The 3801-nt window shown below is 73.1% G+C and carries 5 protein-coding genes and 2 pseudogenes; 2 read left to right on the top strand and 5 right to left on the bottom strand.

Features of this window, described 5'->3' with window-relative positions; all coding sequences use genetic code 11:
- Positions 1 to 102: pseudogene (locus IE096_RS31735) on the top strand (transcriptional regulator); the annotation flags it as partial.
- Positions 99 to 635: an ATP-binding protein gene (locus tag IE096_RS31050; protein WP_268248380.1), complete on the top strand. Its 537-nt coding sequence runs from the start codon at positions 99 to 101 to the stop codon at positions 633 to 635. The pseudogene IE096_RS31735 and the gene IE096_RS31050, both read left to right, overlap by 4 nt.
- 32 nt (positions 636 to 667) lie before the next feature.
- Here the strand turns inward: IE096_RS31050 and IE096_RS31045 are convergent, their stop codons facing one another.
- The 5 genes and pseudogenes from IE096_RS31045 to IE096_RS31025 form a co-directional block, all read right to left on the bottom strand.
- Positions 668 to 1030, bottom strand: coding sequence for an STAS domain-containing protein (locus IE096_RS31045; protein ID WP_189457474.1), 363 nt, complete (start codon positions 1028 to 1030; stop codon positions 668 to 670).
- A gap of 62 nt (positions 1031 to 1092) precedes the next feature.
- Positions 1093 to 1509, bottom strand: coding sequence for an ATP-binding protein (locus tag IE096_RS31040; RefSeq protein ID WP_189457471.1), 417 nt, complete (start codon positions 1507 to 1509; stop codon positions 1093 to 1095).
- Complete coding sequence (locus IE096_RS31035) at positions 1506 to 1961, bottom strand: pyridoxamine 5'-phosphate oxidase family protein (protein ID WP_189457468.1); 456 nt, start codon at positions 1959 to 1961, stop codon at positions 1506 to 1508. Before IE096_RS31035 ends, IE096_RS31040 begins: the two co-directional genes overlap by 4 nt.
- On the bottom strand, positions 1958 to 3706 hold the full coding sequence (locus tag IE096_RS31030) for a SulP family inorganic anion transporter (protein ID WP_189457465.1): 1749 nt from the start codon (positions 3704 to 3706) through the stop codon (positions 1958 to 1960). Before IE096_RS31030 ends, IE096_RS31035 begins: the two co-directional genes overlap by 4 nt.
- Positions 3703 to 3801, bottom strand: a pseudogene (locus IE096_RS31025) (transcriptional regulator); the annotation flags it as partial. The pseudogene IE096_RS31025 and the gene IE096_RS31030, both read right to left, overlap by 4 nt.

Here is a 3801-nt window from a genome sequence, read left to right as displayed (position 1 = left end):
GACCTCATGTCCGCCGCACGCCGCATCCTCACCGAAATGCTCACCGGACAGAACGAACTGCTCGAAGAACTCCTCGGAGCCGAGGCGGAGGCGTCGCGGTGAAGTGGCGTCGCAGGCGCACGCTGCCGGCAGCGGCGTGCGAGGGCACTTCGCCGCCCGTATGGCGACGCGTCCTGACGGTTCCGCTGGTCCCGGAAGCGGTGCGGCAGACACGGCGCGATACGACGACGGCACTCTCGGAGTACGGGATCCACCCGAACACCGCCTTCGCGGGAGCCGTCCTGCTCGTGGTGAGCGAACTGGTCGCCAACGCCGTCCGGCACGCCGCCGTCCAGTCCCCCACAGCGGATGTGACCATCGCGATCGGGGCCGGTCAGCTCGTCATCGGCGTGGCGGACCAGGACCCGCGCCTGCCCGATCTGTCCCCGGAAGGGGTGGGGGACGGCCTGCGGACCGTCGCCGACCTGGCCGCCGCCTACCACGGCAGGTTGAGCGTGGAACCCACCGTGCACGACGGCGGCAAAATCATGCTGGTGCGCTTCTGCGTCCCCGAGGACCTGCGCCCCCGCGGAAGGCGCGCCGGACCGGAACCGGAAGTCGCCGGTCCCGGGGGAATGGAACCCCGCCACGGCTGACGGCGGGCATCCGGCCTGATTCTTACCGGTTGTTACCGGCACTCCGAGGCGTCCGCGCACACCCGGTGGGCGGCCAGAGCGGCGGTCAGGTCGGGGTGCACCGGGATGGGCCGCTGGTCCGCGTCGGGGACGAGGGAGCCGTCGGCGGGAATCGCGGCGAGCTCCAAGGGCCGGTCGTGCGCGGCGAGACGGACGGCGGCCTCGGCGATGGCGGCCTGGCCTTCGGCCGACCAGCCCTTGAGCTCGGTCAGGTCGAGGATGACGGGGCCGGTGCCGCGCTCGGCGACCCAGCCGATGGCGCCGCCGAAGCGGTCCGCCGCTCGCACGCCGAGATGGCCGGAGATCGACAGGACGCCCGCGGACGGGTAGTCGGTGTAGCGCCATTCGATGGTCATGGTGTTCCTCGCGATCTTCTCTCCGGCGGTCTCCGGCGGCAGGACGCCGGTCCCGGTGCCGGTCAGGTGGGCAGGGTGATCCAGATGTTCTTGCCGCCGCCGTCGCCGTCGGTCAGCACGGTGCAGGAACCGCCCAGCTCCGTCAGGAGCTCGGCGACGACGGCGAGTCCGCCGGAGCTCTCGGCGAAACGCGCCGGGTCGGGCCGGTACGGGTGCCGGTCGTGGACGGCGAAGTCGAGCAGGCCGGTGCGGACCGCGTAGACGACGGTCAGCTGCGGGGATGTGCGGGCGGCGTGGCGGACGCCGTTGAGGACCAGTTCGCTCAGCATCAGCAGTGCCGGTCCCATGACGCGGTGGCCGGGGTCGATGCCCCAGGAGGCGTACGTCGCCTCGGCCGTGCGGCGGGCCAGGGACACCGACGCGGGGATCGCCCGGCAAGTGAGCACGTGCCGGTACGGCAGGACCGCGAGCCGCTTCACCGGGCCTGCGGCCTCCGGGCGGCGCCGGAGGTCGTGGCGGTCTCGGTGGAGTGGGTGAAGCGGAAGCCGGTCGTGGCCTGCGGATGGATGTACAGGAGCGTGTCGTGGGGGCCGTGTGCCCAGCCGGGGAGGGTGCGGCGGTAGTGGGCGGCCACGTCCGGGTCGGTGATGACCTCGGCGATGCCGGCGGTCGTCACGGCCCAGCCGGTCCCGGTGTTGGGGTGGATGTAGTCGCAGTGGTGGGTGACGCCGACCCGGCCGAAGAGCGCGGCGCTGGGGGCCGGGGTGCGGACGATCAGCCGCCCGTACTCCACTACGTGGGTGGCGGGACGTACGGCGAGCGCGTCCCGCTGCTCGTAGACCACGCGGCCCTGGGTGATTCCGCCGAGCAGGTACCAGGCTTCCTCGCCGGAGACCTCGAACATGCGGCGAAGGGGCGGAGAGGTGGTCATCGGGAGGACTCCTCGGTGGTCACGGGCACGGGGCGGGCGGGTGGGCTCTGGGCCGGGACGGACAGGACGCCGGCACCGTGCAGACGGGCACGGGCTGCCGCGATGGCCTCGGGAGTGGCGGCGTAGTCGTCCCCCGTGGCGGCCCTGAGGAGGCCGAGCGCACCGACGGAGTCGAGCACCTGGCGCTGGCCGGGGCGGATGCCGGAGGCCAGGACGGTGATGCCGCGCCGGTTCAGCTTGGTCACCGCGTCCTTCAGGACCAGGGCGCCGGTGGCGTCCATGGTCGTCACCCGCGACATGCGCAGGATCACCACGCGTACGTCCGCGACCTCCGAGAGCTCCAGCAGGAAGCGGTGGGCGGCGGCGAAGAACAGCGGTCCGTCGATGCGGTACGCCACGATGTGCTCCGCCAGCAGCGCGTGCTCCTCGGCGCTGTGGTCGCCGGGCAGGTCGGTCTTCAAGGGGACCTGGTCCAGGCGGGCCTGCTTGGCCACCGCCCGCAGCGCCAGCGCGCCCGCCACCAGCAGACCTATGATCACGGCGTACACCAGGTCCAGGGCCACGGTGGCGACGGCGGTCAGGATCAGCACCAGGCCGTCGGAGCGGGTGGCGCGGGCCATGGCCCGCAGGCTGCCCACCTCCACCATGCGGACGGCGGTGGCGATCAGTACGCCGGCGAGGGCGGCCAGCGGAATGCGGGAGACCAGCGGGGCCGCCGCGAGGACGATGACCGCGAGGACGGCGGCATGGGTGAGGGCCGCCAGCCGCGACGTCGCGCCCGTACGGACGTTGACCGCGGTCCGGGCTATCGCACCGGTGGCCGGGACGCCGCCGAACAGCGGGGCGGCGAGGTTGGCCAGTCCCTGTCCGAACAGCTCCTTGTCGGGGTCGTGCTTCTGCCCGACGGTCATGCCGTCCGCGACGGACGCCGACAGCAACGACTCCAGGGCCGCCAGGGCCGCCACCGCCACGGCGGGCGCGAGCAGCGACCCGAGGGCACCGAGGTCGAGGAAGGAGAGGGAGGGCGCGGGAAGCCCCGAGGGCAGATCCCCGATGGGACGAGCGGCCTCCAGGTGACAGCCCTGGGCCACGACGGTGGCTCCGATCACGGCGATGATCGAGAACGGGACCGTCGGCCGCCACCGCGCGCCGGTCAGCATGACGGCGGCCACCGCCGCGGCGAGGGCGAGGGCGGTCCAGTTGGGGGCCTTCACGAACGCCTCGACGGCTCGCCAGCTCACCGCCAGGACCTTGTCGCCCTCCGGTTTGGCCACGCCCAGTGCGTTCGGCACCTGCTGCAGGCCGATCACACAGGCGATGCCGAGGGTGAAGCCCTCCACCACCGGGGCCGGCACGTACTGCATATAGCGTCCGGCACGAGCGAGGGCGAGCGCGATCAGCATCAGTCCCGCGAGCAGACCGACCGTGAGGACGCCGCCGGGCCCGTGCTGGGCGACGATCGGCACCAGCACCACGGTCATCGCGCCCGTGGGCCCGGAGACCTGAAGGTTCGACCCGCCGAATATCGCGGCCAGCGCACCGGCCACCACCGCGGTGGCCAGCCCGGCCTCCGCGCCCAGACCGGAGGAGACCCCGAAGCCGAGCGCCAGCGGCAGCGCCACGATCGCCACGGTGAGGCCCGCCAGCAGATCACGGCGCGGGCTGCGGCCCATGACCGCCATGTCGGCGCGTGCGGGCAGCACGGAACGCACCCGGGCCCACGCCCGGGCGGCGGGAGAACTCATCGGGCCCCGACCTCGGCGTCCCGCAGCTCCTCCAGCAGTTCGTTCTGTCCGGTGAGCATTTCGGTGAGGATGCGGCGTGCGGCGGACATGAGGTC

The organism is Streptomyces abikoensis (genome assembly GCF_014648775.1).
In the GTDB taxonomy this organism is placed as follows: Bacteria; Actinomycetota; Actinomycetes; order Streptomycetales; family Streptomycetaceae; genus Streptomyces; species Streptomyces abikoensis.
This window is presented reverse-complemented; position numbering and strand designations above follow the sequence as displayed.